The following is a 1,075-nucleotide window of genomic DNA, read 5'->3' on the forward strand; positions in this document are numbered from 1 at the left end:
TAAGCGGAGAAGAGCCGTTTTGTTATCGATAACTTACAAGTAAAAGCTTATTGAATCGCTATCGAAATCTCGACTGCCGTTTCGCTTTTATAAAACTCAAAATCAGTCGTGTAAGTTCGTGTATGTGGACAATCTGGATCGTTGAAATAAGCCCACACTTCTCCCCACAAATCGATAACCGCTTGCGGCAATTCACCTTCAGCCGAGAACGTTAAGTACTTACCTGCTTCGATATTGGTTTCAACTAGGTCAGCTAAATTGTTATCGGTAAGTGCATTGGTACACGCGACAACATCAAACTCACCAGTAAAGTCCGATTGGTAATTGGTGTAGACGCCATACACCTTTGAGTCTGGTGTCAGCTTAGGAAAAGCTTGATCGAAAAATCCTTGCCATAATTGGCCTATCTTCGCCTTTGCTGGGTCAACCTCGTCAGTGTTAGTGGTTTTTACTGAAAATCCGTACGCCTTTACAGCTTCAATCGTTTCTACTTTCATCTGTTTTCATTCCTTAACCAATGTCGCTGTCATCACCTTGGATCAATTCTAATCTTGAATCTCTTTATGGCCACACTTTTCACACACCAGATGGCGAGAAAACTCATCCATTGACGCGATAAACGGGCCAAGGAACCAGCCTTTTACGACGCCCGCCCAGAACTCGTGTCGTTTCTGGTTCGGTTTGTCTGCAAACGCACTTTCCTTTCTCACCAAAATCACAACGTGTTGTGTCTCTTCGTGACATTCGGTGCAGTAGCATTGCTCTATCGTGTGGTTCATGTCGGCACCTATGACGTTTTAAAGGATTTATGTTGAAAGTGAGGATTATCGACACAAACTTCTAAATCTGTAATTTCAGTTAACACGACAAGCTGTTCTTGACCTTCAACACTGACCTTGATGCATTCTTCTCGTGCTTGATTGCGCTTCGTATCTAATGCGACACAGGCTAACTGCTCGCCAGATTTCATCGTGAGTTTAATTGGGTACCTGTGCATACACACAATCTCAATATAATCGTAATCATTGCAACTAATCATAATACCCCTCCCATTCATCCATCCATCCATCCATCC

Annotated in this window: 3 protein-coding genes; all 3 read right to left on the reverse strand. The window is 43.0% G+C overall.

Annotated features, from left to right (window positions below; genetic code table 11):
* Positions 1-47: 47 nt before the first annotated feature.
* The 3 genes from BCT49_RS24700 to BCT49_RS24710 are packed head-to-tail and all read right to left on the reverse strand — an operon-like array spanning position 48 to position 1,039.
* Entirely contained in the window at positions 48-497 is a 450-nt protein-coding gene (locus BCT49_RS24700; protein ID WP_102438941.1) for a GyrI-like domain-containing protein, read from the reverse strand.
* Positions 498-545: 48 nt separating this feature from the next.
* Positions 546-779 (reverse strand): hypothetical protein, encoded by a 234-nt coding sequence (locus BCT49_RS24705; RefSeq protein WP_102438943.1) that lies wholly within the window; start codon positions 777-779, stop codon positions 546-548.
* 8 nt (positions 780-787) lie between these two features.
* Positions 788-1,039 carry a Rho-binding antiterminator gene (locus tag BCT49_RS24710; protein ID WP_102438945.1) on the reverse strand — a complete coding sequence of 84 codons (252 nt, stop codon included), beginning with the start codon at positions 1,037-1,039 and terminating at the stop codon, positions 788-790.
* Positions 1,040-1,075 lie beyond the last annotated feature (36 nt).

This window comes from Vibrio lentus, from assembly GCF_002875945.1.
GTDB lineage: Bacteria > Pseudomonadota > Gammaproteobacteria > Enterobacterales > Vibrionaceae > Vibrio > Vibrio apostichopi.